At 60.8% G+C, this 26,308-nt stretch carries 25 protein-coding genes; 18 read left to right on the forward strand and 7 right to left on the reverse strand.

What is annotated here, in order from left to right:
- The first annotated feature begins 134 nt into the window (after positions 1-134).
- Complete coding sequence (locus CHU94_RS13810) at positions 135-773, forward strand: NAD(P)H-dependent oxidoreductase (protein WP_094480770.1); 639 nt, start codon at positions 135-137, stop codon at positions 771-773.
- Positions 770-994 (forward strand): hypothetical protein, encoded by a 225-nt coding sequence (locus CHU94_RS13815; protein WP_255033952.1) that lies wholly within the window; start codon positions 770-772, stop codon positions 992-994. Before CHU94_RS13810 ends, CHU94_RS13815 begins: the two co-directional genes overlap by 4 nt.
- Before the next feature lie 4 nt (positions 995-998).
- Here CHU94_RS13815 and CHU94_RS13820 read toward each other — a convergent pair whose 3' ends face one another.
- A complete protein-coding gene (locus tag CHU94_RS13820; protein WP_094480772.1) occupies positions 999-3,017 on the reverse strand; it encodes a U32 family peptidase in 2,019 nt (672 codons plus the stop codon).
- 52 nt (positions 3,018-3,069) lie between these two features.
- Here CHU94_RS13820 and CHU94_RS13825 point away from each other — a divergent pair, with 52 nt between their 5' ends.
- Both CHU94_RS13825 and CHU94_RS13830 read left to right on the forward strand, forming a co-directional pair.
- On the forward strand, positions 3,070-4,275 hold the full coding sequence (locus tag CHU94_RS13825; RefSeq protein WP_176452029.1) for an MFS transporter: 1,206 nt from the start codon (positions 3,070-3,072) through the stop codon (positions 4,273-4,275).
- Entirely contained in the window at positions 4,272-4,997 is a 726-nt protein-coding gene (locus CHU94_RS13830; protein WP_094480774.1) for a DUF1624 domain-containing protein, read from the forward strand. Before CHU94_RS13825 ends, CHU94_RS13830 begins: the two co-directional genes overlap by 4 nt.
- Here the strand turns inward: CHU94_RS13830 and CHU94_RS13835 are convergent.
- From CHU94_RS13835 to CHU94_RS13860, 6 genes are all read right to left on the reverse strand, one after another.
- Positions 4,994-5,755 carry a FliA/WhiG family RNA polymerase sigma factor gene (locus CHU94_RS13835; RefSeq protein ID WP_094480776.1) on the reverse strand — a complete coding sequence of 254 codons (762 nt, stop codon included), beginning with the start codon at positions 5,753-5,755 and terminating at the stop codon, positions 4,994-4,996. The two genes, CHU94_RS13830 and CHU94_RS13835, sit on opposite strands and share 4 nt — an antisense overlap.
- 76 nt (positions 5,756-5,831) lie before the next feature.
- Entirely contained in the window at positions 5,832-6,614 is a 783-nt protein-coding gene (locus CHU94_RS13840; protein ID WP_094480778.1) for a peptidylprolyl isomerase, read from the reverse strand.
- A gap of 25 nt (positions 6,615-6,639) precedes the next feature.
- Positions 6,640-6,936: a BolA family transcriptional regulator gene (locus tag CHU94_RS13845; protein WP_094480780.1), complete on the reverse strand. Its 297-nt coding sequence runs from the start codon at positions 6,934-6,936 to the stop codon at positions 6,640-6,642.
- Complete coding sequence (locus CHU94_RS13850) at positions 6,933-7,487, reverse strand: septation protein A (protein ID WP_094480782.1); 555 nt, start codon at positions 7,485-7,487, stop codon at positions 6,933-6,935. The genes CHU94_RS13845 and CHU94_RS13850 overlap by 4 nt, the downstream gene beginning before the upstream one ends.
- Positions 7,484-7,891 carry a peptide-methionine (R)-S-oxide reductase MsrB gene (msrB, locus tag CHU94_RS13855; RefSeq protein WP_094481112.1) on the reverse strand — a complete coding sequence of 136 codons (408 nt, stop codon included), beginning with the start codon at positions 7,889-7,891 and terminating at the stop codon, positions 7,484-7,486. Before msrB ends, CHU94_RS13850 begins: the two co-directional genes overlap by 4 nt.
- Before the next feature lie 8 nt (positions 7,892-7,899).
- On the reverse strand, positions 7,900-9,384 hold the full coding sequence (locus CHU94_RS13860) for a YdiU family protein (RefSeq protein WP_255033953.1): 1,485 nt from the start codon (positions 9,382-9,384) through the stop codon (positions 7,900-7,902).
- A 129-nt stretch (positions 9,385-9,513) separates the two neighbouring features.
- On the opposite strand from CHU94_RS13860, the gene CHU94_RS13865 reads away from it, so the two are divergent.
- The 14 genes from CHU94_RS13865 to CHU94_RS13930 all read left to right on the forward strand — a co-directional run bounded on the left by CHU94_RS13865 (position 9,514) and on the right by CHU94_RS13930 (position 26,308).
- The gene (locus CHU94_RS13865) at positions 9,514-11,142 is read left to right on the forward strand and encodes a 3-(methylthio)propionyl-CoA ligase (protein ID WP_094480786.1); all 1,629 of its coding nucleotides are present in this window, start codon (positions 9,514-9,516) and stop codon (positions 11,140-11,142) included.
- A gap of 107 nt (positions 11,143-11,249) precedes the next feature.
- Positions 11,250-12,482: a branched-chain amino acid ABC transporter substrate-binding protein gene (locus tag CHU94_RS13870; RefSeq protein ID WP_094480788.1), complete on the forward strand. Its 1,233-nt coding sequence runs from the start codon at positions 11,250-11,252 to the stop codon at positions 12,480-12,482.
- Positions 12,483-12,575: 93 nt separating this feature from the next.
- Entirely contained in the window at positions 12,576-13,616 is a 1,041-nt protein-coding gene (locus CHU94_RS13875) for a branched-chain amino acid ABC transporter permease (RefSeq protein WP_176452030.1), read from the forward strand.
- A 19-nt stretch (positions 13,617-13,635) separates the two neighbouring features.
- Positions 13,636-14,922 carry a branched-chain amino acid ABC transporter permease gene (locus tag CHU94_RS13880; protein ID WP_255033954.1) on the forward strand — a complete coding sequence of 429 codons (1,287 nt, stop codon included), beginning with the start codon at positions 13,636-13,638 and terminating at the stop codon, positions 14,920-14,922.
- Positions 14,919-15,707: an ABC transporter ATP-binding protein gene (locus CHU94_RS13885; RefSeq protein ID WP_094480794.1), complete on the forward strand. Its 789-nt coding sequence runs from the start codon at positions 14,919-14,921 to the stop codon at positions 15,705-15,707. Before CHU94_RS13880 ends, CHU94_RS13885 begins: the two co-directional genes overlap by 4 nt.
- A gap of 13 nt (positions 15,708-15,720) precedes the next feature.
- Positions 15,721-16,416 (forward strand): ABC transporter ATP-binding protein, encoded by a 696-nt coding sequence (locus tag CHU94_RS13890; RefSeq protein ID WP_094481114.1) that lies wholly within the window; start codon positions 15,721-15,723, stop codon positions 16,414-16,416.
- 127 nt (positions 16,417-16,543) lie between these two features.
- On the forward strand, positions 16,544-18,643 hold the full coding sequence (locus CHU94_RS13895) for a 3-hydroxyacyl-CoA dehydrogenase NAD-binding domain-containing protein (RefSeq protein WP_094480796.1): 2,100 nt from the start codon (positions 16,544-16,546) through the stop codon (positions 18,641-18,643).
- A gap of 14 nt (positions 18,644-18,657) precedes the next feature.
- Positions 18,658-20,151: a M20 family peptidase gene (locus tag CHU94_RS13900; protein WP_094480798.1), complete on the forward strand. Its 1,494-nt coding sequence runs from the start codon at positions 18,658-18,660 to the stop codon at positions 20,149-20,151.
- Between the two features lie 31 nt (positions 20,152-20,182).
- A complete protein-coding gene (locus CHU94_RS13905; RefSeq protein ID WP_094480800.1) occupies positions 20,183-21,358 on the forward strand; it encodes an acetyl-CoA C-acyltransferase in 1,176 nt (391 codons plus the stop codon).
- 154 nt (positions 21,359-21,512) lie between these two features.
- The gene (gene creD, locus CHU94_RS13910; protein WP_176452031.1) at positions 21,513-22,814 is read left to right on the forward strand and encodes a cell envelope integrity protein CreD; all 1,302 of its coding nucleotides are present in this window, start codon (positions 21,513-21,515) and stop codon (positions 22,812-22,814) included.
- 48 nt (positions 22,815-22,862) lie between these two features.
- Entirely contained in the window at positions 22,863-24,710 is a 1,848-nt protein-coding gene (locus CHU94_RS13915) for an acyl-CoA dehydrogenase (protein WP_094480804.1), read from the forward strand.
- Entirely contained in the window at positions 24,710-24,940 is a 231-nt protein-coding gene (locus CHU94_RS13920) for a hypothetical protein (RefSeq protein ID WP_094480806.1), read from the forward strand. The genes CHU94_RS13915 and CHU94_RS13920 overlap by 1 nt, the downstream gene beginning before the upstream one ends.
- Positions 24,941-25,058: 118 nt before the next feature.
- Positions 25,059-25,850 carry an SDR family oxidoreductase gene (locus CHU94_RS13925; protein WP_094480808.1) on the forward strand — a complete coding sequence of 264 codons (792 nt, stop codon included), beginning with the start codon at positions 25,059-25,061 and terminating at the stop codon, positions 25,848-25,850.
- Positions 25,851-25,855: 5 nt separating this feature from the next.
- On the forward strand, positions 25,856-26,308 hold the full coding sequence (locus CHU94_RS13930; RefSeq protein ID WP_094480810.1) for a PaaI family thioesterase: 453 nt from the start codon (positions 25,856-25,858) through the stop codon (positions 26,306-26,308).

Consider the following 26,308-nt stretch of genomic DNA (forward strand, 5'->3'; position numbering starts at 1 on the left):
GCACTTTTTTGAGATTCGGGCTGGGCGCAGGGGAAAGTGGGGGCGTTTGCTCAGTGAATTGAGGTGCCCGGGCTTGCATTTGGGCAAAGTCCCCCAAACTCTGTTCCCTTAGCAACCAATATGTGTGACGCACTATGTCCGATCTGATCAGCAAACTGCAATGGCGCTACGCCACCAAGAAGTTCAACCCCAGCAAAGTGGTACCCCAGGAAAAGCTGGACCGCATTCTGGAAGCCATTCGCCTGACTGCTACCTCCAGCGGCTTGCAGCCTTTTGAAGTGTTTGTGGTGACCAACAAAGAAGTGCGCGAGAAGATCAAACCCATCGCCTGGAACCAGGAACAAATTACCGATGCCTCCCACCTGTTGGTGTTTGCCGCTTGGGACAACTACACCGCTGAGCGCATCAACACCATGTTTGATCTGGTGAACGAAGAACGTGGCTTCAAGAACGAAGGTTGGGAAAACTACCGCCAGATGCTGTTGGGCATGTACCCCCAGCGCGATGCGGAAGTGAACTACCAGCACACCGCACGCCAGGCCTACATCGGCTTGGGCACTGCGCTGATTGCGGCCGCCGAGGAACAGGTGGACGCCACGCCCATGGAAGGTTTCGACCCCAAAGCCTTGGACGAGATCTTGGACTTGCGCGCCCGTGGCCTGCGCAGTGTGGCAATTTTGCCCCTGGGCTACCGTGCGGATGAGGGCGACTGGCTGCAAAACCTGAAGAAGGTGCGCCGCCCCCGCGACCAGTTCATCACTGAGGTCGCGTGATCTACCTGCGCCGCTTGTTCCAGCCACGCAAACCTGCGTTCTGGCTCATGCTGGCGCTCAATGCGCTGTCCACGGCACTCGTCTGGATTGTGCAAAACCGGGCCCTGGTGCCCGTGGCAGCGTTGTTGGTGGCAGTTTTTGCCATCGGCAACGCAGCCTTGGGCCTGCGTTTTGCCTGGCAGCTGTTGCAAGCCCCGCCAGACCGCGAAGACAGTTCCTGATCCTTCAATGCCCGAACTCTTGCTTGGGTCGGGATTTGTGAAACGTCATGGGCACGCCTTGTGCGGCCTCCAGCAGCTCTTTGCGGCTCTGGTTGGCCACGCTGGTTTTCATCTTGCCCACCACATGCATTTCGCAGGGTTTGCAATCAAAGCGCAGGGTGAGTTTTTCTTTGCCGTTGATCAGCTGCAGCGGCTCGGCTTTCACCTGCCCCTGAACTCCGGTCACACCTTTCGCCTGCTTGGGGCAGAGGCTCAACGAAAAGCGAACGCAGTGCTTGGTGATCATCAGGCTGACTTCGCCCATTTCTTCGATCGCCTCATACGCCGGGGCAATCACCTTGACGCCATGTTTGGCATAAAAGCCGTGCGCCGCCTGGTTGAATACATTGGCCAGGTAGCTCAGCGTGTCTTCCGGGTAGGCGACGGGCGGCTCCACCGGCGTGGCGGGCAGTAGACGCTGGAAGCCGGTGGCGCGGGCACGCTCCAGTGCCTCCACGGCTTCGCGGCGTAGCGGGTTCAGCACCGAGGCCGGTACAAACCAGGGTTGGCTGAACTGCACTTGCACATCCAGCGCAGCGAAGATAGTGGCGCCCATCTTGCTGACATTGGCCTGCAAGGTGTCCATTGCGGTGGATGCATCCTTGGCTAGCTCACGGGGCAGGGTGGTGCGGGCGGTGGCAGCAAAGCCATCTTCGTCGGTCAGCGTCAGTGCAATGCCATCGGCTATTTCGGCCAACACAGCCCAAACGCCAATGCGCCGGTCACTGCTTTTCTTTTCAAGCACGCGGGTCCAGTTCACATCGCGGTTGCGGTTCACCTCCACGCCCTTGCGCAGGTCTTTCAGCCCTGCAATCGGGTCTTTGGGGAAGACGCGCCAGAGGCCTTTGGCCGCGCTGATGGCCTCGGCCCGGTTGATGGCCAGGCCCACCAGTTCCTTCTGCAAGTCGTAGTAGCAGAGACCATCACCATTGCTGAGCGCCTTGCTGCGGTCGCTCAGTTCGAGTTCCACACTGTCCGCGTTCACCTTGCTCACCCAGCCAATGGCCTGGCCGGGGTTCTTGGGGCTGTCGAAGGCGCCAATGTCGATCTGCCGTCCCTGTACGAAGTAGTCGGTGAATTCGCGGTTGAAGTTTTGGTTGGGGTCGGGCTCGAAGGTGAAAGTGGTCGTGCCGCTGCTGCTGCGCGCCAGGGGCTGGTCAGAATCCTGGCGATCTTCGATCAGGCGGTCCAGCAACTTGCGGTAGTGGGCGGTGATGTTCTTCACATAGCCCATGTCCTTGTAGCGGCCCTCGATCTTGAAGCTGCGGATACCCGCGTCCACCAGGGCGGCCAGGTTCTCGCTCTGGTTGTTGTCCTTCATGGACAGCACATGCTTGTCATGCGCCACAAAGCGGCCCTTGTCGTCCACCACCTGGTAGGGCAGGCGGCAGGCCTGGCTGCATTCGCCGCGGTTGGCGCTGCGCCCGGTGTGCGCGGCGCTGATGTAGCACTGCCCGCTGTAGGCCACGCACAGCGCGCCGTGGATAAAGAACTCCAGCGTGCATTTTTCCGGATCGGTCGCGGCGCGGATGGCCGCAATCTGCTTGGCGGTGAGCTCCCTCGCCAACACGATCTGGCTCAGGCCCACGTCCTGCAGAAAGCGGGCTTTCTCGGGCGTGCGGATATCAGTTTGGGTGCTGGCGTGCAGCTGCAAGGGCGGCATGTCGATGGCGAGCAGCCCCATGTCCTGCACGATGAGCGCGTCCACCCCGGCTTCATAGAGCTGCCAGGCCTGCTGGCGGGCGGGCTCCAGTTCATCGTCCCGCAGGATGGTGTTCATGGTGACGAAGATGCGGCTGTTGAATCGGTGCGCGTGCTGCACCAAGCGCGCAATATCGGCCACGCTGTTGTCGGCACTCGACCGTGCCCCAAAGCCCGGGCCGCCAATGTAGACGGCATCGGCCCCGTGGTTGACGGCTTCAATGCCAATATCGGCCGTACGCGCGGGGGCCAAAAGTTCGAGTTGGAAATCTTGCAAAGACATGGGCGCGATTATCCCAGCCCGCCGACCTAGGCGGTACACTGCGGCGCTTCCCATGGCCCAAGCTCCCTCTCCCGTCTCCTTTACCCATTGGCCCCGCGTGGCCGTGCTCTGGTTCAGCGGCATTCTGGCCGCCATGCAGTTCGCCAAGATTGCTGTGGCCTTTGTCGAGCTACAGCGCCACTACGCCGCAAGCGCTGCCAGCATGGGGTGGGTCCTGTCTACGGTAGGTATGGTGGGCTTGTTGCTGGGCGTGACCATGGGGCTGCTCGCTCCCCGCATTGGATACCGGCGTCTGCTCGTGGGCGGCCTGGGCTTGGGAGCACTGCTGGCTTTCGCCCAATCGTTTCTCTTGCCTTTGCCCTGGTTTTGGGGGAGCCGCGTTCTGGAAGGGGCTTCGCACTTGGCGGTGGTGGTCGCTGCACCTACGCTGATGGCAGCCAGCGCCGCACCGCAGCACCGCGCGATTGCCATGGGCCTGTGGAGCACCTTTGTCGGGGTGGCCTTTGCCATCACGGGGGCCTTCGGTCTGCCTTTTATCGCCAGCGCCGGTCTGGCAGCGCTGTTTCAGGTCCACGCACTCGCTCTGGCGGTGGTCGCCGTGGCGGTGCTGTTGCTGTTGCCGGCCGATGTGCGGCGCCAGCGCGGCCCGCACGCAGGGCCATCCTCCCTGCATGCCTACGCCTTGTTGCGCCAGCATGTGCATATCTACACGCGCTGGACCACGGCACTGCCCGGCCTGTGCTTTTTGGGCTACACCGGTATGGCGGTGGCGTTGCTGACTTTTTTGCCCCAGCAGGGTGGGGCTGACCGGGCTTGGCTGGCCGCGGCACTGCCGCTCACCGGGGTGGCAGGTACATTTTGCGCGGGTTGGATTGCGCAGTACTGGCTGTCACCCCTGCGCTTGGCGCGCTGGGCCTTTGTGGCGGTGGGCCTGAGCGGGTTGGCCTGGGCCCTGGGGCTGTGGCTCGGTTGGTGGGTGGCTCCGGTGGCGTTGGTACTGATGTTTGCAGCAGGCTTGTCCGGCGGTGGTTCGTTTGCATTGATCCCCTATTTGAACGAGGAGCCGGCGCAGCAAGCGCGGGCTAACGGTGCGGTGGCCCAGATGGGCAACCTGGGCGCCACCTTGGGCCCGCCCGGTTTTGCGTTGGCCATCAGCGTTCTGGGTGGCGTGGGCTTGGCCGTGTGCGTGCTGATGTGCGCCAGCTTCGGCTTGTCCCTGAGCCTCTGGGGCGCCACCCAATACCGGCGGGCGGCATGAAACCGATGCGCCATGCCGGTGTGGATGTGCTGCGAGGCGTGGCTTTGCTGTGGATGACGGTCTACCATTTCTGTTTTGACCTGACGAGTGCTGGCCTGATCCGGCAAGACTTTTACCAAGATCCGGTCTGGACCTGGCAACGCACCGCCATCCTCAGCATGTTTTTGCTGTGTGCTGGTGCCGGGCAGGCGCTGGCGAGCGCGCAGGATCAGTCCTGGCGTCGCTTCTGGCAGCGCTGGGGCCAGATTGCCGGGTGTGCGCTGCTGGTGACGGCGGCTTCTTCGCTCATGTTCCCCAAAAGTTATATCTATTTTGGTGTGCTGCACGGTATGGCAGTCATGCTGTTGATTGCGCGCTTGACGGTGCGTTGGGGCCGTTGGCTGTGGTGGCTTGGCGGGTTGGCGATTGCTATGAAATATATAGCTGCTTACGCAATGGATACGGGGGTTATGCCACTATTTTTTAATGAAAAGTGGCTCAACTGGTTGGGCCTGATCAACACCAAGCCGCTGACCGAGGACTATGTTCCCCTGGTTCCATGGCTTGGTGTGATGTGGTGGGGCGTGGCAGCCACCCAGTGGTGGTTGCGCCGTCGTCCCCTCGCGCCGGCCTGGATTCCGCCGCCAGCCGTGCGCCCAGTAGCCTTTCTGGGCACCTGGAGCCTGAGCTACTACATGCTGCACCAGCCGGTGTTGTTGGGTCTACTCTGGCTCTGGACCTAACGCGCCACGCGGCGTGGTCGCAGCAGTTGTTGGTGCTGTTCTGCGTCCAGCAACTGTGCACGCAAACCGGCAATGGCGCTGGTATGGAGCTGTGACACACGGGATTCGCTCAAGCCCATCTGGCTGCCGATCTGGTGCATCTTGTAGCCCTCGGCGTAATACAGATTCAGCACCTCTTGCATCTGCACAGTGAGTGTGCCCAGGCTGTTGGCCAGCGCCTTGCGAAATACCGAGCGCTCCAGCATGACCAATGGATCGGCGTCGCTGCCTGCACACTGGTCCAGGTAGCCGTGCAAGTCCACGTTGCCGGCCAGGTCGTCCAGCGACACCAGCCAATAGCCATGGGCTTGTTGCAAGAGCTGGCGGTAGTCTTCCAGCGGAATCTCCATGGCCAGCGCCACCTCACCTTCGGCTGGAGGGCGGCCCAGTTGGTGGCTCAGGCGCTGCAAGGCGTGTTCTACCTCACGCATGCGGCGGCGCATCAGGCGGGTCGCAGGGTCCAATGCACGCAGGCCATCCAGCATGGCACCACGGGCGCGCTGGGCCAAGTAGTGTTCAAACTCGGCACCCGATGTCTTGCGTGTGGTGCGGATGATCGCATCGATGAGACCCAGCATGCCGTCTTGCACCAGATCATCCGTCAGCACATTGGGCGGCATCCCCTGTGCCATAGAGCGCGCAATTTTTCCGACCAGCGGGCTGTGCTGGCGCACCAGCTGCTGGTCGTCCGGGTGGCTGAGGTCGGGCTTGCGGCTCATGAAAAAATGACGGGCAAAGAAAAAGCGCGGCCGGAGCCGCGCTTGGAATGTACTGCTTTGCAGAAAGACCGTAGATTTATTCCACCTTAGCCTTGGCGCGCAGGTCTTCCTGGAACTTGCCCATTTTTTGCTGCTGCAGCTGTTGGGCAATCTGGGGTTTCACATCGTCCAGCTTGGGCAACTGGGTTTCGCGGATGTCTTCCAGGCGAATGATGTGGTAGCCAAACTGGGACTTCACCGGGGTGTCAGTGGTCTTGCCCTTGGCCAGGGCCAGCAGCGCGTCGGAGAACTCTTTCACGTAGTTGCTGGGATTGGCCCAATCCAGATCGCCGCCGTTGGCACCAGAGCCGGGATCCTTGGATTCTTTCTTGGCAATGTCTTCAAACTTGGCACCCTTTTTCAGGCGGGCAATGATGGCTTTGGCCTGGTCTTCTTTTTCCACCAGGATGTGGCGTGCGCGGTATTCCTTGCCCGCATTGGCAGCGGCGAACTTGTCGTACTCAGCCTTGATTTCCTCGTCAGTGACGGGGTTCTTCTTCTGGTAGTCGTTGAACAATTCGCGGATCAGGATGGACTGGCGAGTCAGCTCCAGTTGGTTTTTGTAGTCGTCGGTAGCATCCAAGCCGCGGGCCTGGGCTTCCTGCACGAAGATTTCGCGGGCAATGATCTCTTCCTTCAGCTGACCTTGCATTTCCGGTGTCACAGGACGGCCGGAGCGCTTTACTTGCTCAGCCAAGGCATCCACGCGGGACTTGGGAACGGCTTTGCCGTTCACGATGGCGATGTTCTGGGCCATGGAGGCCGAGGCAGCGCTCAACAGCGCAGCGGCGGCCAGGGCGGACAAAATGTGCTTCTTCATACCGGTTCCTTCAGGGATGCTTGTATCAATGGGAAGTGGTGCTGCCAGAGGGCGAGTCTTCGGCCTCAATGGCCAGGGCGTGCAGGCCCTGATCAATGAAATCTTGCAGCGCATCATACACAAGGCGATGCCGCGCCACACGGCTCAGACTTGTAAACAAAGGTGAAGCGATACGCACCCGAAAATGGGTACCAAAGCCGCTGCCATTGGCGCCAGCATGGCCCGCGTGCTGGTGGCTTTCGTCCAGCACCTCCAGGCGGGTGGGGGACAGTTTTTCCTGCAGGCGCACCTGCAATTGGGCGGCGGTGGGTGCGTTGCTCATGGTGCGGGTTTGTCTTGCGATGTCTCATCCCCTTTGAGGTAGGGCGAGATGTACAAGCCTTGCCCAACAATGAAGACTAGGGGAAACACATAGCCCCAGAGTTTGAAATTCACCCAAGTCTCGGTGCTGAAATACAGCACCACATAGGCATTGATGGCGGCCATGAAGAGGGTGTAGGCAATCCAGGCCACATTGAGCTTGTGCCAGATGCGGTCCGGCAGCTCCAGCTGGCTGCCCAGCAGCAGCTTGAGGAAGTTCTTCTTCAGGCCCCACACCGCCACGGCCAGGGCAATGCCCATCGCGGTGTACAGCACTGTGGGCTTCCATTTGATGAAGCGGTCGTCGTGCAGCGCCAACGTCATCGCACCAAAGCCCAGAATCAGCACCAGCGTGATCTTGTGCATCATCTGGAGCTTGCGGTCCATGGCGTAGATCACCGCCATTTGCAAGACGGTGGCGCCCATCAGTACGGCGGTGGCGACGTAGATGTCGTAAAACTTGTAGGCGCCAACGAACAGCAGGATGGGAAAGAAGTCGAGAAAGGTTTTCATGCAGGCGTGAAGTGTAGCGAGGCCGAGTTCATGCAGTAGCGCAGCCCGGTCTCGGTGGGGCCGTCGTCAAACACATGGCCCAGGTGTGCGCCGCACTGGCTGCACACGGTTTCCACGCGCACCATGCCGTGGCTGCGGTCGGTGATTTCGGTGATGGCGCCCGGCACCGCCAGCGAGAAGCTGGGCCAGCCGCAGTGGGCGTCGAACTTGGTGTCGGAGCTGAACAGTGTGTTGCCGCAGCAAATGCAGTGGTAACTGCCGTCGGCCCACTGGCGCTCGTACTTGCCGGAGAAGGGGCGCTCAGTGGCTGCGTGGCGGGTGACCTGAAAGGCCACGGGCTCGGCGCCTTTTTCGGCCAGCACGGCTTGCCATTCGGCATCGGTTTTTTGAATAGGAAAGGTCATGGGCATCCTTATGAACTACAGCTGATGGCGATGTGAGATGCCCAGTCCGGCGGAAAATCCGCCCAGGCGGCATGCTCGGGATGTTCGTCGAACGGGCGCTCCAAAACTTGCAGCAATTCGGCCACCACGGTGAAATCTTTCTGCTTGGCGGCTTGGATGGCTTCTTCGCCCAAGTGGTTCCGCAGCACGTATCTGGGGTTGATTTTTAGCATCAAATCGGCCGCTAGCCCTTGTGGTACCTGCGCTAGCAGCTCCGAATAGGATAGCAGCCAGGCATCGAACCCGGCCCGATCGAGGAACAGGTCGCGTACCGAATCGTCGTCCGCACGCTGCGCACGCGCCCAGTGGCTCAGGCGGCGCCAGAAGATCGTGAAGTCCACCTTGTCGGCGGCCAGCAGCTTCAGGATGTCTTCGATCAGGGGGCGGTGCGCCTCCTGCAGGTCGGCAAAACCGAGCTTGGCAGCCATGCGCCGGGCGAAGGCGCGCGGGTAGAGGTCTTTGTAGGTCTCCAGCGCCGCGATGGCGTCTTCCTGCGCAGCTATCAGCGGCATCAGCGCCTGGCCCAGACAAAACAGGTTCCAGTACGCCACATTGGGTTGCTTGTAGAAGGCGTAGCGGCCCTGGTGGTCGGAGTGGTTGCAGATGTGGCCGGGGTCGTAGGCGTCCATGAACTGGAAGGGGCCGTAGTCTATCGTCAGCCCCAGGATGCTCATGTTGTCGGTGTTCATCACCCCGTGGCAAAAGCCCACAGCCTGCCACTGCGCCACCATTTCGGCCGTGCGCTCGGTCACTGCGGCCAGCAGCGATACGTAAGGGTTGCCACCCCAGCGCGCATCGGTGCGGCAGGCGGGATAGTGGTGGTCAATGACAAAGTCGGCCAGCGCCTTGAGTTGGTCGTGGTGTCCGTGGTGGCAGAAGTGTTCGAAGTGGCCAAACCGGATGAAGCTGGGCGCCAGCCGCGTCACCACAGCGGCAGTCTCGATTTCTTCGCGGCGCACCGGCGCGTCAGAACCCGTGACGCAGAGTGCCCGAGAGGTCGGGATGCCCAGGCCGTGCATCGCCTCGCTGCCCAAAAATTCGCGGATGCTGCTGCGCAGAACGGCGCGCCCGTCGCCCATGCGGGAAAACGGCGTCAGCCCGGCGCCTTTGAGCTGGACTTCCCAACCCGGTGTCTCGCCCAACAGAATCGCGCGGCCATCGCCCAGTTGACCTGCCCATTGGCCGAACTGGTGGCCGCTGTAAACGCTGGCCAGCGACAGGCCGCCGGCTAGCGGACGGTTGCCCGTGAACACCTGCAGGGCGTCGTCTGCCTGTAGCCACTGAGGATCTAGCCCCCAAGCCTGCGCAGCACTCATGCTGCGGCCCACCCAGTAAGGGGCGGGCAAAGGGGTAGGGGAGAGGGTGGCGTAAAAGTCATCACCCAGTGTGGCAAAGCGATTGACCCAGGGCAGTCCCACATCCAGCGGGTCACCCTGATGTGACGAATTAGGCATGGCTGAATTGTCCCGCATATGACTAATGCAGGCCTTTTTCAGGGGCTTGCTGGGATTACCATGCGGCGACGCGTTGGCGACAACCGTCGTGGCGCGTGGCGAATATTCGAATAATTCCAGAGGTGACCCATGTTAGGTTTGATGCAAAGCCAGCAGCTGCTGATTTCTACCCTGATCGATTTTGCGGAGCGCCACCACGGCGAGGGCGAAGTGGTCTCGCGACGTGTGGAGGGAGACATCCACCGAACGACCTACAAGGAGATTGCAGTGCGTGCCCGCAAGGTGGCCCATGCACTGGATGGACTGAACCTGGCCTTCAGCGACCGCGTGGCCACGCTGGCCTGGAACGGCTACCGCCACCTGGAGCTGTACTTTGGCGTGAGCGGGTCGGGCCGCGTGCTGCACACCCTGAACCCGCGCCTGCACCCGGACCAGATTGCCTGGATCGCCAACCACGCCGAAGACCAGGTGCTGTGCTTCGACATGACCTTTTTGCCCATCATCAAGGCCGTATACAGCCGCTGCACCACGGTGAAGCACTGGATCGCCTTGTGCGACGCCGACAAGCTGCCTGCCGACACAGGCATCCCCGGTTTGCAAAGCTACGAAGCCTGGATGGGCAAGCAACCCGAGCAATACACCTGGCCCGAGTTTGACGAGAACTCGGCATCGAGCATGTGCTACACCAGTGGCACCACCGGCAACCCCAAGGCGGCGCTCTACAGCCACCGCTCCACCATCCTGCATGCGTTCTCGGGCGCGCTGCCCGATGCACTGAACATGAGCGCACGTGACAGTGTGCTGCCCGTGGTGCCCATGTTTCACGTCAATGCCTGGGGTTTGCCTTACTCTGCCGCCATGACTGGCGCCAAGCTGGTGTTCCCCGGTCCGGCGATGGATGGCAAGTCCATTTTCGAATTGATCGAGTCTGAGAAGGTCAGCTTTGCGGCCGGTGTGCCCACGGTGTGGCAAATGATGCTGGCCCATATGCAGTCGGCAAACCTGAAGTTTTCCACCCTCAAGCGCACCGTGATTGGTGGCTCCGCCTGCCCGCCAGCCATGATCACGGCATTCAACGATGTCTATGGCGTGGAGGTGCTGCACGCCTGGGGCATGACCGAAATGTCGCCTCTGGGTACGGTTTGCACGCTCAAAAACAAGCACCTGCCCCTGTCGCCCGAAGACAAGATGAAGGTGCGCCTCAAGCAAGGCCGCGGTATCTACGGCGTGGACATGAAGATTGTGGACGACGCTGGCAAGGAATTGCCCTGGGATGGCAAGGCCTATGGCGACCTGTTGGTCAAGGGGCCTTGGATCATCAGTGAGTACTTCAAGGGAGAGGGCGGCTCGCCATTGGTGGATGGCTGGTTCCCTACTGGCGATGTGGCCACGATCGACCCCGACGGCTACATGCAGATCACGGACCGCAGCAAGGACGTGATCAAGTCGGGTGGCGAGTGGATCAGCTCGATTGATGTGGAAAACATCGCCATGGCCCACCCCGCCGTGGCCATGGCGGCATGTATCGGCATGAAGCATCCCAAATGGGATGAACGCCCCATCATTGCTGTGGTCAAGAAACCGGGCAGTGAGGTCTCGCGTGAAGAGCTACTGGCTTTTTACGAAGGAAAAACCGCCAAGTGGCAAGTGCCCGATGACGTGGTGTTTGTGGATGCCATTCCGCTGGGCGGCACGGGCAAGATGCAGAAGAGCAAGCTGCGCGAACTGCTCAAGGACTACCGTCTCCCTTCACTCTGAAAAGAGTCTGCAGTCGCATGGGTGATACCTCTTGGTGGAAACCCTTGCGCTGCACTGCACAAACAAATGTACGCTGCGCTGGCTTGAGTTTTACAGGAGACAACACGATGAAGAACACACTCCAATTTGTCGCCGCAGCTTCCCTGCTGGTCTGTGCCCAAAACGCCCTTGCGCAAAAGGGGGAGACCGTCAAGATTGCCTGGATTGATCCCCTGTCTGGGCTGATGGCGCCTGTTGGTACCAACCAGCTCAAGAGCTTTCAGTTCTTCGCCGAAAAATTCAGCGCTAGCAACCCCGCAGGCGTCAAATTTGAAATCATTGGCATTGACAACAAGCTCAGCCCGACGGAGAGCCTGAATGCACTCAAGTCCGCGCTGGACCAAGGCGTGCGCTACATCACCCAGGGCAACGGCTCTGCCGTGGCTGGCGCGCTGATTGACGCTGTGGCCAAGCACAATGAGCGCAACCCCGGCAAGGAAGTCATCTTCCTGAACCATTCGGCCGTGGATCCTGATTTCACCAACAGTAAGTGCAACTACTGGCACTTCCGCTTCGATGCCGACACCTCCATGAAGATGGAGGCCATGACAACCTTCATGGCAGACAAAAAGGATGTGAAGAGGGTCTACCTGCTCAACCAGAATTACTCTCACGGCCAGCAGGTATCGCGTTACGCCAAGGAGACCCTGGCCCGCAAGCGTCCCGATGTGCAAATTGTGGGGGACGACCTGCATCCGCTGGCCCAGGTACGCGACTTTTCGCCCTACATTGCCAAGATCAAGGCCTCGGGTGCCGACACCGTGATTACCGGCAACTGGGGCTCTGACCTTGCGTTGTTGGTCAAGGCGGCCAACGAAGGCGGTTACACCGGCAGCTTCTACACCTATTACACCGGAGTGAGTGGTACGCCCACCGCGTTAGGGAGCAATTCGGCAGGGCGCGTCTACCAGATCGCCTACAGCCACTACAACATGGGTGGCCAGATGGACAAGTGGACCGCCGATTTCAAGGCCAAATTCAACGACGACTTCTATACTGGCTCGGTCATCCATATCTACACGGCGTTGGGGGAGGCTATGGCCAAAGCCAAGTCCACCGATCCAGTCAAGGTCGCGGCCGTGCTGGAAGGCATGAAGTTCAAAAGCTACAACGGGGATGTGGAAATGCGGAAAACCGACCACCAGTTGCAGCAACCCCTGTACCTGACGGTATGGCAAAAGGCGGACAAGAAATATCCCTACAGCCCTGAGAACACCGGTATGACCCTGGCACCTGTCAAAACCTTTGAGTCGTATGTGTCCAGCACCCCCACCAGCTGCCAGATGAAGCGTCCCGGTTGAACGTTCGTCGTGTATGGTACGCAGGCCCGACCCGGTCATCCTCGTCGGGCCTTTTTTTGGCTGGACTGCGCGTCCGCCGGGGATTAAAGGTGTTTGCGGATGGAATTCTTCATCATTTCCACATTGAACGGTTTGAGCTATGGGCTGCTGCTGTTCATGCTCAGTGCCGGCCTGACGTTGATCCTCAGCATGATGGGCGTGCTCAACTTTGCGCATGCCAGCTTTTACATGGTGGGCGCCTATCTGGGTTACACCATGTCGGGCTGGGTAGGGTTTTGGCCTGCGCTGGTCATTGCGCCTGTGGTGGTGGGGGCGATGGGCGCTGTGTTTGAGCGCATGGCCCTGCGCAAGGTGCACAAGTTTGGCCACGTGCCCGAGCTGCTCATCACCTTTGGCCTGTCCTACATTCTTTTGGAGCTGGTGCAGCTCATCTGGGGCCGTTCAGCCCTCGAATTCCGGCCACCGGCGTCATTGCAAGGGCCTGCTTTCACTCTGGTCAACCATACTGTGAACGGTTTGCAAATTGTTTGGGGCGCTGCGCCCGCCGAGCTGTGCACCGCCGCCGACGCAGCGGTGCGTGTGGTGTGTTCACCGTTTCCCATGACACGCGGCTTCATGATGGTGATTGCGCTGCTGATGCTGTTGGCTCTCTGGCTCATGCTGACACGCACCCGCATCGGTCTGGTGATCCAGGCTGCCTTGTCCCACCCAGACATGGTGGAGTCACTGGGGCACAACGTGCCGCGCGTATTCATGTTGGTGTTTGGTGTGGGCACCGGGCTTGCGGGTTTGGCGGGTGTCATCGGCGGCAGCACTTTTGTCACTGAGCCTGCCATGGCCGCTACAGTGGGCTCCGTCATCTTTGTGGTGGTGGTGGTGGGTGGCATGGGGTCGCTATCGGGTGCTTTTCTCGCCTCCTTGCTGATTGGAGTGATCCAGACCTTCGCCGTAGCCTTTGATTACTCCCTGCTCGATGTGCTGCCGCACCTTGGGGTTCAGGTCAGTGATGCTTTGCGCAACAACTCCGTCGTCAAGCTGACTATTGCCCAGGTCGCGCCCATCCTGCCTTACCTGTTTTTGGTGTTGATCTTGATTTTCAGGCCCAAAGGGCTGCTGGGCACCCGGGAAGGCTGAACTGTTTATGCACGCACCTATGCACTCTCGCGCCACCTCATCTCCCCGTGTGGGCCGCGTCGTGGTCTGGAGTCTGTTTGCCTTGTTGCTTTTGGTTTCGCCGCGTGTGTTTACCAGCGGTTTGTCCATCACCATGCTGTCGCAAATGGGCATTGCCATCATTGCCTGCCTGTCCTACAACATGTTGATGGGCCAGGGGGGGATGTTGAGCTTTGGGCATGCCGTCTACACCGGCCTGGGCTCCTACATGGCGATCCATGCGCTCAATGCGGCCGGTGCTGGCACCTTGCCGATTCCGGTGAGCGTGATTCCTTTGGTCGGGGGCGTGGCAGGCATGGGCTTTGCCGCACTCTTGGGCTATGTCACCACGCGCAAATCGGGCACCACCTTTGCCATGATCACGCTGGGCATGGCCGAGCTGGTGTTTGCCATGTCGCTGATGTTTTCAGAGTTCTTCGGTGGCGAGGCCGGTGTCTCTGCCAACCGCGTGGTTGGGCAGCCATTTTTCGGCGTCACCTTTGCTTCTGCGGTACAGGTGTACTACCTGATTGCGGCATACACTTTTGTCTCTGTGGCTGCCATGTTTGCCTTCACTGGCACACCATTGGGCCGCATGCTCAACGCCGTGCGCGACAACCCCGAGCGCGTGGAGTTCATCGGCTACAACCCGCAGCGTATCCGTTACACAGCCTTCATCATTGCGGGTTTCTTTGCCGGTATTTCGGGCGGGTTGGCGGCGCTGAACTTTGAAATTGTCACCGCCGAGGTGGTGGGTGCGGCGCGCTCGGGTGCCTATCTGCTGTTTACCTTTCTGGGCGGTGCCACCTTTTTCTTCGGGCCGATTATTGGTGCCGTGCTCATGGTCCTGGCCTTTGTCTTGCTCAGTGAGTTCACCAAGGCCTGGCTTCTCTATTTGGGCCTGATCTTTTTGTTCATGGTGATGTATGCGCCTGGCGGTATCGCCAGTCTCATCATGATGAATCTGCGCGTGGCCAAGTTTGGCAAGCTCGGGCGGCTGTGGGTCAGCTACCTGGGGCTGGCGGCTACAGCCTTGGTAGCACTGGCAGGTGCAGGGGCCATGGTTGAAATGGTGTACCACCAACAGCTCAACGCCGCCCTGGGGCCGGAACTGCGTTTTTTGGGGGCCACGCTCAACGCCAGCAGTGTCAACAGCTGGGTCGGCGCTGGCTTGGTGATGATCACCGGCGTGGCGTTGTTTGAGTTGGTACGGCGCCAGTTCACCCGCGACTGGAGCCAGATCCAGGAAGAGATTGAACAAGACATACAGCGGAAGGACGCCTTGTGAGCGCAAACCATCAGCCGACCCCGGCACTGGAACTGCGCGATTTGCGCAAGAGTTTTGGCAAGTCGGAAATCATTCGTGGTGTCAACCTGTTAGTGCAAGCCGGTGAACGTGTAGCCATCATCGGCCCCAACGGCGCCGGCAAGTCCACCTTGTTCAACCTGATAAGTGGACGCTTTGAGCCCAGCAGCGGTGACGTGTTGCTCAATGGTCACCGCATCAACGGTAAAAAGCCGTTTGAGATCAACCGCCTTGGCCTCTCGCGCAGTTTCCAGATCACCAATATCTTCCCCAAGCTCAGCGTGTTTGAGAATCTGCGCTGTGGTGTGCTCTGGAGTCTCGGCTACAGGTACACCTTCCTCAAGTTCCTGGCGGATCTGGATGATGCCAATGCACGCACCGAAGAGCTCATGGCTCGGATCAAGCTCGAAAAAAAGCGCGATGTATTGGCGATGAACCTAACCTACGCCGAGCAGCGTGCGCTGGAGATCGGTGTGACCATCGGTGGCGGCGCCAGTGTGATCTTGCTCGACGAACCCACGGCTGGCATGAGCAATAGCGAGACAAGCCGCTTTGTGGGCTTGATCAAAGAAGTGACGGAGGGCAAGACATTGATGACGGTGGAACATGACATGGGCGTCGTGTTTGGGCTGGCCGACAAAATTGCCGTGGTGGTTTACGGCGAGGTGATTGCCTTTGATACCCCTGACGCCGTACGCGCCAACCCGCGCGTGCAAGAGGCTTACCTCGGCTCCGTGGTAGCCGATGCGCAAGCGGCAGGACATTGAGATGAAATCCGCCATGTTGAACATCAAGAATCTGCACGCCTACTATGGCAAGAGCCATGTCCTGCATGGTGTGGACATGGAGGTGGGCGAGGGAGAAATTGTGGCGCTGCTGGGGCGCAATGGCTCGGGCCGCTCCACGACCGCCAAGGCCGTCATGGGCCTGGTGGCCTGTGATGGGTCGGTGCAATGGCGGGGGCAGAATGTTCTTGGCAAAGCACCGTTTGAGATTGCCCACTTGGGCATTGGCTACGTGCCAGAAAATCGCGACGTCTTTCCCAAGCTCACCGTGCACCAGAACCTCTTGTTGGGCCAAAAGCACAGCAAGAAGCAGGCGCGCTGGAGTTTCGAGGACATGTACACCATGTTCCCGCGCCTCAAGGAACGGGAACACACAGAGGCCGGTGTTCTCTCGGGTGGGGAGCAGCAAATGCTCACCCTATGCCGCACGCTGATGGGTGACCCCGACCTCATCATCATTGATGAACCCACCGAAGGATTGGCTCCCAAGATCGTGGAGCTGGTCGCACAGTACCTGCAGGCTTTGCGGGCGCGTGGTGTTTCGGTGTTGCTGATTGAGCAGAAGCTCACCATCGCCATGGCGATTTCCGACCGTTGTCTCGTCATGGGACACGGCAGCATTGTGTTTGAGGGCACACCGCAGGCACTGCGCGAAGACAGCGACACACGTAAGGAATGGCTAGAGGTCTAAGGGATAACCCTCGGTTTGTCCCTCGCGGGACAAAGGCCATTGGAAAGACATTCAAAGCCCCTACAATCTTTAAAAAAGAACGATCGTTCTATTTTTTTCTGGCTCCACCTTTTCAAGGAATGAAAGCATGACCGCCCAGTACCAAGTCCATGGCGATATCGCCGTAATCACGCTGAACAACCCGCCCGTCAACGGTCTGGGTCTGTCCACCCGCCAAGGCATTGCGGACGGCATGGCCAAAGCGCAAGCGGACGCAGCGGTCAAGGCCATCGTGATCACTGGTGCCGGCAAAGCCTTCTCCGGCGGAGCGGACATCAAAGAATTCGGCAAACCCACTGCCATGCAGGAACCCAACCTGAACAGTGTGATCGGCGTGCTTGAAGCCTCCGGGAAGCCCGTGGTCGCAGCGATCCATACCGTGGTGATGGGCGGTGGGCTGGAATTGGCCCTGGGCTGCCACTACCGCGTTGTCGCTCCTGGTACCAGCGTGGCCCTGCCCGAAGTGAAGCTGGGCCTGCTGCCCGGTGCCGGTGGCACGCAGCGTCTGCCGCGCGTGCTGGGTGTGGAACCCGCATTGAACTTGATCGTCAGCGGCGAAACTGTCAAAAGCGAAATGCTGGCATTGGCCCCGGGCCAAAAGCTGTTCGACAAGCTGGCGGCGTCAGCTGAAAGCGTGCTGGAGGAAGCGATGGCCTTCGCCCGCGAGAAGGCGGATGTGCGCCCCTTGCCCTTGGTGCGCGATCTCAAGTGCAAGCACCCGCTGGGCGATGCCTACTTCCAGTTCGCACGTAATATGGTCAAGGGCATGAGCAAAAACTTCCCTGCGCCTGCCAAGTGCGTGGACGTTGTGGAGGCCGCCACCAAGAAGAAATTTGAGGACGGCATGGCCGTGGAACGCGAGGCCTTTATCAACCTGATGTGGACTGCGGAGAGCCGCAGCTTGCGCCACCTGTTTTTGGCCGAACGCGCAGCGTCAAAAATCCCCGATGTCCCCGCCGATACTGCGCAGCGCGCTATTAATTCGGTAGCAATCATCGGCGCCGGCACCATGGGCGGTGGCATTGCCATGAACTTCCTGAACGCCGGCATCCCCGTCAAGATGCTGGAAATGAAGCAGGAAGCCCTTGACCGTGGCCTAGGCACCATCCGCAAGAACTACGAAGCACAAGTTGCCAAGAAGAAGCTCAAGCAGGACAAATACGAGCAGCGCATGGCCCTGTTGTCCACCACGCTGAACTACGACGACCTGACGGGCACCGACCTCGTGATCGAGGCCGTGTTCGAAGAGATCGGCGTCAAGGAAGCCGTGTTCAAGGAGCTGGACCGCGTGATGAAGCCCGGTGCCATCCTCGCCTCCAACACCTCCACGCTGGACGTGAACAAGATCGCATCCTTCACCAAGCGCCCCGAAGACGTGGTGGGCCTGCACTTCTTCAGCCCGGCGAACGTGATGAAACTTCTGGAAGTGGTGCGCGGCGAGAAGACCGCCAAGGACGTCATGGCCACCGTGATGACGGTCGCCAAGAAGATCAAGAAGACGGCCGTGGTCTCCGGTGTGTGCGATGGCTTCATCGGCAACCGCATGATCGAGCAATACGGCCGCCAGGGCGGTTTCCTGCTGGACGAAGGCTGCACGCCCGCCCAGGTGGACAAAGCGATGGAGAAATTCGGCATGGCCATGGGCCCGTTCCGCATGGGAGATCTGGCCGGCAACGACATCGGTTGGGCCATCCGCAAGCGCCGCTACACCGAGCAACCTGACATGAAGTACAGCAAGACCGCTGACTTGCTTTGCGAAAAAGGCCGCTTTGGCCAGAAGGTGGGCAAGGGCTGGTACGACTATGTCGAAGGCAAGCGCGATGCAATTCCGAACGCCGAAGTGGTGACGATGATTGAAGAGCACCGTAAGGCCCTGGGCATCACGCCACGCAAGATTTCGGACGAGGAAATCGTGCAGCGCCTGGTGTTCAGCCTGGTGAACGAAGCGGCTCACATCCTGGAAGAGGGTATTGCCAACAAAGCCAGCGATATCGACATCGTCTACATCTTTGGCTACGGATTCCCCGCCCACCGCGGCGGTCCCATGAACTATGCCGACGAAGTGGGCCTTTTCAACGTGGTGCAAGCCATGAACCGCTTTGCCCAGAATCCGCTGGACGACGCCAAGTTCTGGCAGCCCGCGCCTCTGCTGGCCAAGCTGGCCGCTGAAGGCAAGCGCTTCAACTGAGCCGCTTGCTCGCCATGCTCAAGAAACTAGCCTGGAGCGTACTGGCCTTGCTGCTGGTGCTGGTGGCCGTCCTGGCCCTCAACACCGTGCGCAAGGGCTCGCGCCAGCTTGACGTGCCACCGGTGCCTGTGGTGGCCGTGGACGAGGCCGGGGCCGCCCAACGCCTGGCCGAGGCGGTACGCTTGCGCACCATCTCGTCCCGCGACGACGCCGAACTCAACGCCGACCAGTTCAAGCAACTGCACGCGCTCTTGCAGGCCAAGTTCCCCAAGGTCCACGCCGCGCTCAAGCGCGAGGTGGTGGGGAACTTCAGCCTGCTCTACACCTGGCCCGGCAGCAAACCGGATGCCCAGCCCATTTTGCTGATGGCGCACCAAGACGTGGTGCCCATTGCACCGGGGACCGAGAAAAACTGGCAAACCGAACCCTTTGCAGGGCAGGTCAAAGACGGTTTTGTCTGGGGCCGTGGCGCCTGGGACGACAAGGGCAACCTCATGGCCCAGCTCGAAGCGCTGGAGATGCTGATTGCTAGCGGCTACCAGCCCGAGCGAACTGTCTACCTGGCCTTTGGTGCGGATGAAGAGGTGGGCGGCCACCGCGGTGCGGAGAAGATTGCGGCCTTGCTGAAAGAGCGCAAGGTGCGGCTGGACTTTGTCATCGACGAGGGCCTGCTGATCACCGAAGGCATCATGCCCGGCCCCAAAGCGCCTGCAGCACTGATTGGTGTGGCCGAAAAAGGCTACCTCACCGTGGTGCTCAAGATGGCGGCCACGCCCGGCCATTCATCCATGCCGCCGCCCAAGGGCCAAAGTGCCATTGCCATGCTGAGTGCGGCGCTCAAGCGCATTGATGACGAGCAGTTGCCTGCCGGCATCCGCGGTGTGGCGGCCGACATGTTTGCCACCATCGCGCCCGAGATGAGCGGTTTCTCCCGCGTGGCGCTGTCCAACCTCTGGTTGTTCGGCCCCATCGTGCAGAAGCAGCTGGAGAATGGCGCCGGTACGAACGCCGTCATGCGCACCACCACCGCGTTGACCATCGTGAACGCCGGCAACAAGGAAAACGTGCTGCCCGGCAATGCCGAGGCCACGGTCAACTTCCGCCTGCTGCCCGGAGACACCAAGGACATGGTGGTGGAACGCACCCGTGCTCTGGTGGCCGATACGACCAAGACCGACAAGTTCGAGTTGTTTGCACTTCCTGGCGGCTCCGAGGCTTCCAAGGTTACGCCGGTGGATTCCGCGCAGTACGCCCTCATCAACCGCACGGTGCGTGAGGTGTTCCCCGGTACGCTGGTGGCACCGGGCCTGATGCTCGGCGCGACCGATTCAATCCATTTCAGTGACATCAGTGACCACATCTTCAAGTTCTCGCCCGTGCGCGCCGGGCCGGAAGACCTGTCGCGCTTTCACGGCACCAACGAACGCATCGCGGTCAGCAACTACGCCGAACTGATCCGCTTCTACCACCGCCTTGTCACGCAGGGTGCGAAGGCCACCCAACCCTGACCGTATTTGACCGAATTTAGGAGAGACCACCATGACATCCGCAGTTATCGTTTCCACCGCGCGCACCCCTCTGGCCAAGAGCTGGAAGGGCTCCTTCAACATGACCCATGGCGCCACGCTGGGCGGCCACGCCGTGGAGCACGCTATTTCCAGAGCTGGCATCGAAGCCGCCGAGGTGGACGACGTCATCATGGGCTGCGCCACGCCCGAAGGTGCCACCGGCGCCAACATCGCGCGCCAAATCGCCCTGCGCGCAGGTTGCCCCGTCACCGTGTCTGGCATGACCATCAACCGCTTTTGCTCCTCCGGCTTGCAAACCATAGCCACCGCCGCCCAGCGCATCATTGCCAACGAAGGCGACATCTATGTGGCTGGTGGCGTGGAAGCCATCTCGTGCGTGCAGCAAGAGATGAACATTCACATGCTCAACGACCCATGGCTGAGCAAAAACAAGCCTGAAATTTATTGGAACATGCTGCAAACGGCAGAGAACGTGGCCAAGCGCTACAACATCAGCCGCGACGCCATGGACGAGTACGGTGCCGCCAGCCAGCAGAAGGCCACCGCCGCGCTTGCTGCTGGCCTGTTCAAAGACGAAATCGCCCCCATCACTGTCACCATGGGCGTGGCCGACAAGGTCATGGGCCTCATGAGCAAACAAGTCACTGTCAGCGATGACGAAGGCATCCGCGCCGGTACCACCAAAGAAGGCATCAGCGGCTTACGCTCTGCCGTGCCTGGCGGCCTGATCACCGCCGGCAACGCCAGCCAGTTCTCCGACGGTGGCGGCGCCGTGGTCGTGATGCACGAAAAGCTGGCCGAACAGAAGGGCCTCAAGCCCCTGGGCCGCTTCCTGGGTTTTGCCGTAGCCGGTTGCGAACCTGACGAAATGGGCATTGGCCCCGTCTTCGCCATCCCCAAGGTTTTGAAGCGTCTGGGTCTGGGCATGAACGACATTGACCTGTGGGAGCTCAACGAAGCCTTTGCTGTGCAAGTGATCTACTGCCGTGACAAGCTGGGCATCCCTGCCGACAAGTTGAACGTGAACGGCGGCGCCATTGCTGTGGGTCACCCCTACGGTGTGTCGGGCCAACGCCTGACTGGCCACGCCCTCATCGAAGGCAAACGCCGTGGCGCCAAACGGGTCTGTGTGACCATGTGTATTGGTGGTGGCATGGGCGCAGCTGGGGTGTTTGAAGTGCTGTAAACGCGCCGCCGCATTTGCCATGCCAAAGGCCACCGGAGACGGTGGCCTTTTTTATTGCGCTTCACACAGACTTCATGGTGGCTGCACGTCGCCATCACATTGGCATCGCCGTGGCTCCAGACACTTCCCGCTCATGCAACAACAAGGAGCTGGAATGAAGAACGCATTGCTTGTGAAATGCGCCATAGTCGCGGTACTGGGGCTTGTACTCTGGTTTCCGCTGATGATGATCGAGAACACCATTCAGGAGCGCACCCGTTACCGCGAAGAAGCCGTACAAGCCATTGCCGCCAGTTCTGCCGGCGAACAAAAGCTGTGGGGCCCGGTGCTGACCATCACCGTGGAGGAAGAGTTTGACGAAACCGTGAGCGGCTGGATCAAGTCAGGTACCGTGGCAGGTACCACCCGCAAAACACGCAAACACATGCTGCAGGTGATACCGTCGGCGGTCGATTTGAAGGGCCACATGGAGGTCGAGCGGCGCAAGCTGGGCTTGTTCAGTACACCCGTGTTTGAACTCAACGCCACGCTCAGCGGCCATTACGTGGCCCCCACGGCCAAAGACCTGCCAGGCCTGGGGCCCAATGCCCGGCTCAAATGGGGCGCCCCGGTGTTGAGCGTGGGTGTGGGCGATGCGCGCGGCATTGCCGGTGCACCCGTGGCAATGCTGGCCGGGAGCACGCTGGCCATCGAGGGCGGCAGCGAGGTGAAAGACTTTGAAGGCGGCTTTCATGGCGTCGCTGGCAATGTGCACCTGGACGGGAGTGCCAAGACCTTGCCATTTACCGTGACGGTGCGTTTGGTCGGTACCAGCGTCTTCGGCTTTGTTCCGGTGGGTGAGGTGGTGACCGCCAACCTGAGCAGCAACTGGCCGCACCCCAGCTTTGGGGGCGACTTTTTGCCACGCACCCGGTCTGTACAAAATACTGGGTTCAACGCCCAGTGGGGCACCACAGCGCTTGCGTCCAACGGCGGTGCCACGGCACAAGGGTTTCAGGTGCGCCTGATTGAACCGGTCGATGTGTACCAGCAGGCCACGCGCTCAGTGAAATATGGTTTCCTGTTCATCGCGCTGAGTTTCGCCGCCTTCTTTGTGTTTGAACAACTCAAGAACCTGCGCATCCACCCCATCCAGTACCTGCTGGTCGGCCTGGCCCAAGCGGTGTTCTTTCTGTTGCTCACCAGCTTGTCCGAGCACATGGCCTTTGCCGTGGCCTACGGCGTGTCCGCCACGGCGTCGGTGGTCTTGGTGGGCATCTACCTGGCGTCTGTGCTGCGTGGTGCCTCGCGGGCTGTAGGCTTCAGCACCGCCATGGGCACGCTCTACGCAGCCTTGTTCGGCATCCTGCAGTCGGAACAAAACGCACTGTTGCTTGGCTCGGTGTTGATGTTCTTGCTGCTGGCTGCGGTGATGCTGGGGACGCGCAAGGTGGATTGGTATGGGCAGGTCACCTAGCGGACACCGGTAGTTAGCCAGTCACCAACATTGCAGGAAAATCTCTCCATGACCCTTCGCACGACCCTAGATTTCCTTCTCAACGACTGGCTCGACACTGCGGCTTTGACCGAGCGTGAGCGCTTTACAGACCACAATCGCGAGACCTTTGGCGCGGTGTTGGACACCTGCGAGCGAATTGCGCGGGAGAAGTACGCGCCGTTCAACCGGCTGGCCGATGTGGAAGAGCCGCGCACGGTGACAGAGCCGGACGGCAGCCTGCGGGTGGTGTTGCCGCGGGCTACGCACGATGCGCAGAAGGCCTATGCCGAATCCGGCATGTTGTCGGCCGCGCAGGATTACGACTTGGGCGGCATGCAGCTGCCGTACAGCGTGGAGGCGGCGGCCAATGCCTTCTTTGCCTGTGCGTCGGTCAGCATGGGCACCGGCTTGCTGACCACGGGCAACGCCAACTTGCTGATGGTGCACGGCACGAACATGCAAAAAGAGGTGTTTGCCAAAAACGAGTTTTCGGGTCGCTGGTCGGGCACGATGTGTCTGTCTGAGCCGCAAGCCGGTTCGTCCTTGAGCGACGTGGCGACGCGCGCTGTACCGGACGGTGCAGATTTTGAAAGCGACCCGCTGGGCCCGCGCTACCGCCTCAAGGGCAACAAGATGTGGATCTCGTCAGGTGAGCACGAGATCAACGAGAACATCATCCACCTGGTGCTGGCCAAGATTCCCGATGCGGACGGCAAGCTGGTGCCCGGCACGCGCGGCATTTCGCTATTCATCGTTCCCAAGAAGATGGTCAACCCCCAGGGCGAGCTGACCGGTGTGCGCAATGACGTGGCGCTGGCCGGCCTGAACCACAAGCTGGGCTGGCGCGGCACCACCAACACGCTGCTGAACTTTGGTGAAGGCAAGTTCCCGGTGGATGGCCAAGCTGGTGCCGTGGGCTACCTGGTGGGCCAGCCCGGCAAGGGCCTGGCCTGTATGTTCCACATGATGAACGAGGCGCGCATTGGCGTGGGCATGGCGGCCACCATGCTGGGCATGGCGGGCTACTACGCATCGTTGGACTACGCCAAGAACCGCCCGCAGGGCCGCCCGATCACCGGCGCCGGGAAGGACGCAGCTGCGCCTCAAACCCGCATCATCGAACACGCCGATGTGAAGCGCATGCTGCTGGCGCAAAAGGCTTATACCGAAGGCGCGCTGGCGCTGGAGCTGTATTGCGCGCGCTTGGTGGACGAGCATCACACGGCGGGCGGCGAAGCTGCCGAGGAAGCCCGCCTGTTGTTGGAAGTGCTGACGCCCATTGCCAAGAGCTGGCCCAGCGAATGGTGTCTGGAGGCCAACAGCCTGGCCATCCAGGTGCATGGCGGCTACGGCTACACGCGCGACTTCCCGGTGGAGCAGTACTGGCGCGACAACCGCCTCAACATGATCCACGAAGGCACGCACGGCATCCAGGGCATGGATCTGTTGGGCCGCAAAGTGCTGATGGAGGAGGGCAAAGGCCTGCAGCTGCTGGCCCACCGCATGCAAGCCACCATCCACCGCAGCAGCGGCATTCCGGCGCTAGCGGCGCACGCCAAGGCGCTGGGCCGCGCGCTGCAGGACGTGAGCACCGCGACGCAGCAGGCCTGGTCCACCGGCGTGCCGACCGAGGCGCTGGCCAATGCCGTGCCATATATGCAAGCCTTTGGCCACACGGTGCTGGCCTGGATTTGGCTGGACGTGGCCGCCTGCGCGCTGGACAACGACCCGAAACAGACCGAACTCAGCACCCAGGGCCGGGTGGGCTGCGCGCGTTTCTTCTTCCATTACGAGCTGCCAAAAATCGGAGCGTGGCTGGGTGTGGTGCAATCACGGGATCTGACCTGTGCATCATTTCCCGAAGGAGCTTTCTGATGGCATTTTTTAAGAAGTACAACGGCACCACCAACACCAAGCTGCTGCGCATCGAGCGGCTGATCTGGACGCTGATCTATGGCGGCCTGCTGGCCATTGTGTTGGGTGCTTTTGTGGACCAACAAGAGGCGCAGGACGCTGGCCTGTTCTACAACTTGGGTGGCCTAGCCGTGGCGGCCGGTGTGGTGCTGATTTACGTGCGCTCCCGCATGCGCGAAGAAGACCACTAAGACCTGCCGCGTATCGCGCCGGAGACATGCGAGCGATGCACGCTTGCGCACAATCGTCGGCGCACTGCCGCCCTCCGGGCGGCGCATTGTTTTTACCCATTCCAACGAGGCAGATCGCATGACACGCACCATCCAGCAACTCTTTGACCTGACCGGCAAGACCGCCTTGATCACTGGTGGCTCACGCGGCCTCGGTCTGCAACTGGCGCACGCGCTGGGCGAGGCTGGCGCCAAGGTGATGATCAGCTCGCGCAAGGCCGAAGACCTGGAGCAGGCCTGTGCCGAGCTGCAGGCCGCCGGCATAGACGCGCGCTGGATTGCCGCCGACTGCGCCAAGGACAGCGAAATCACGCGCCTGGCCGAAGAAACCCTGCAGCGCATGGGCGATGTGGACATTCTGGTCAACAACGCCGGTGCCTCCTGGGGCTCGCCGGCCGAGGACCACCCGGTCGAGGCCTGGGACAAGGTGATGAACCTTAACGTGCGCGGCTATTTCTTGCTGAGCCAAATCATTGCCAAGAAGAGCATGATTCCGCGCAAGAGCGGGCGCATCATCAACGTGGCCTCCATCGCCGGCCTGAACGGCAACCCCGAAGGCATGACCACCATTGCCTACAACACCTCCAAGGGCGCGGTGGTCAACTTCACGCGCACGCTGGGCGCGGAATGGGGCAAGTACAACATCACCGTCAATGCCATCTGCCCGGGCTTCTTCCCCAGCAAGATGACCTATGGCCTGCTCAAGGCCATGGGCGAAGACAAGCTGGCTGCCGCCGCACCGCTCAAGCGCCTGGGCGACGACGAGGACCTGAAAGGTCTGGCCGTGCTCTACGCGTCGGACGCTGGCAAGCACATCACTGGCCAGTGGCTGGCGGTGGATGGCGGTGTTAGCGTCGTCACCGGAGGCTGAGCGTGATGTGGGAGCAGGCCCTGGGCTTTGGCGTCGAGATTCCCTTTGTTACGCACCTGGGCTTTGCGCTTACGGCCTTTGCCGACGGGCGCTCGGAAATCGTCTACACGCCCAAGGCCGAGCACCTCAATTCCTTCAACGTCACCCATGGCGGCGCGCTGATGACGCTGCTGGATGTAAGCATGGCCACGGCGGCCCGCAGCGTGGCGCCGGAGCAGGGTGCAGTCACTATCGAGATGAAAACCAGCTTCATGCAGCCCGCGGTGGGCACGCTCACCGCGCGTGGCGAACTGATGCACCGCACCGCCACCATGGCCTTTACCCAGGCCACGGTCTTCGATGCCGACGGCAAGCCCTGCGCGCACGCCACCGGCACCTTCAAATACCTCAAGCGCCTGGCCACGGGCAGTCGCAGCGTGAACCCGCTGAATCCGCCCGACGCCATCGCCACCGATTGA

Origin of the sequence: Rhodoferax sp. TH121 (assembly GCF_002251855.1) — a bacterium.
GTDB lineage: Bacteria > Pseudomonadota > Gammaproteobacteria > Burkholderiales > Burkholderiaceae_C > Allorhodoferax.

Bases quoted from the DNA above. Each gene is read 5' to 3' on its own strand.
- CHU94_RS13925 (WP_094480808.1), top strand. From the start codon at position 25,059: ATGACACGCACCATCCAGCAACTCTTTGACCTGACCGGCAAGACCGCC.
- msrB (WP_094481112.1), bottom strand. From the start codon at position 7,891: ATGACCTTTCCTATTCAAAAAACCGATGCCGAATGGCAAGCCGTGCTG.
- CHU94_RS13850 (WP_094480782.1), bottom strand. From the start codon at position 7,487: ATGAAAACCTTTCTCGACTTCTTTCCCATCCTGCTGTTCGTTGGCGCC.
- CHU94_RS13880 (WP_255033954.1), top strand. From the start codon at position 13,636: ATGCACTCTCGCGCCACCTCATCTCCCCGTGTGGGCCGCGTCGTGGTC.
- CHU94_RS13820 (WP_094480772.1), bottom strand. From the start codon at position 3,017: ATGTCTTTGCAAGATTTCCAACTCGAACTTTTGGCCCCCGCGCGTACG.
- CHU94_RS13865 (WP_094480786.1), top strand. From the start codon at position 9,514: ATGTTAGGTTTGATGCAAAGCCAGCAGCTGCTGATTTCTACCCTGATC.
- CHU94_RS13830 (WP_094480774.1), top strand. From the start codon at position 4,272: ATGAAACCGATGCGCCATGCCGGTGTGGATGTGCTGCGAGGCGTGGCT.
- creD (WP_176452031.1), top strand. From the start codon at position 21,513: ATGAAGAACGCATTGCTTGTGAAATGCGCCATAGTCGCGGTACTGGGG.
- CHU94_RS13835 (WP_094480776.1), bottom strand. From the start codon at position 5,755: ATGAGCCGCAAGCCCGACCTCAGCCACCCGGACGACCAGCAGCTGGTG.
- CHU94_RS13900 (WP_094480798.1), top strand. From the start codon at position 18,658: ATGCTCAAGAAACTAGCCTGGAGCGTACTGGCCTTGCTGCTGGTGCTG.
- CHU94_RS13895 (WP_094480796.1), top strand. From the start codon at position 16,544: ATGACCGCCCAGTACCAAGTCCATGGCGATATCGCCGTAATCACGCTG.
- CHU94_RS13845 (WP_094480780.1), bottom strand. From the start codon at position 6,936: ATGAGCAACGCACCCACCGCCGCCCAATTGCAGGTGCGCCTGCAGGAA.
- CHU94_RS13810 (WP_094480770.1), top strand. From the start codon at position 135: ATGTCCGATCTGATCAGCAAACTGCAATGGCGCTACGCCACCAAGAAG.
- CHU94_RS13825 (WP_176452029.1), top strand. From the start codon at position 3,070: ATGGCCCAAGCTCCCTCTCCCGTCTCCTTTACCCATTGGCCCCGCGTG.
- CHU94_RS13870 (WP_094480788.1), top strand. From the start codon at position 11,250: ATGAAGAACACACTCCAATTTGTCGCCGCAGCTTCCCTGCTGGTCTGT.
- CHU94_RS13930 (WP_094480810.1), top strand. From the start codon at position 25,856: ATGTGGGAGCAGGCCCTGGGCTTTGGCGTCGAGATTCCCTTTGTTACG.
- CHU94_RS13905 (WP_094480800.1), top strand. From the start codon at position 20,183: ATGACATCCGCAGTTATCGTTTCCACCGCGCGCACCCCTCTGGCCAAG.
- CHU94_RS13920 (WP_094480806.1), top strand. From the start codon at position 24,710: ATGGCATTTTTTAAGAAGTACAACGGCACCACCAACACCAAGCTGCTG.
- CHU94_RS13890 (WP_094481114.1), top strand. From the start codon at position 15,721: ATGTTGAACATCAAGAATCTGCACGCCTACTATGGCAAGAGCCATGTC.
- CHU94_RS13840 (WP_094480778.1), bottom strand. From the start codon at position 6,614: ATGAAGAAGCACATTTTGTCCGCCCTGGCCGCCGCTGCGCTGTTGAGC.
- CHU94_RS13860 (WP_255033953.1), bottom strand. From the start codon at position 9,384: ATGCCTAATTCGTCACATCAGGGTGACCCGCTGGATGTGGGACTGCCC.
- CHU94_RS13915 (WP_094480804.1), top strand. From the start codon at position 22,863: ATGACCCTTCGCACGACCCTAGATTTCCTTCTCAACGACTGGCTCGAC.